General features: G+C 65.0%; 1 pseudogene. It reads left to right on the top strand.

The features are described 5' to 3' along the window. A pseudogene (locus ACW4DH_RS19040) lies at positions 1-254 on the top strand (fumarylacetoacetate hydrolase); the annotation flags it as partial.

Raw genomic sequence — 254 nt, 5'->3', positions numbered from 1 at the left:
GTGGCGTGACGTTCGCCGTCAGCCTGCTCGAGCGGGTGATCGAGGAGCAGGCCGGCGGTGATGCCGCTCGTGCGGATCAACTGCGTCAGGAGATCCGGGGCATCATCGGGGCCGACCTGTCCCGTATCCGCCCTGGCTCTGAGCAAGCCATGGCACTCAAGACCGAATTGCAGGCCCGGGGGGCGTGGTCGCAGTATATGGAAGTCGGCATCGGTCCCGATGCAGAGGTCTTTTCCAAGGCCCAGACGCTTTCC

The sequence above is a fragment of the Halomonas sp. WWR20 genome (assembly GCF_054602495.1).
This window is presented reverse-complemented; position numbering and strand designations above follow the sequence as displayed.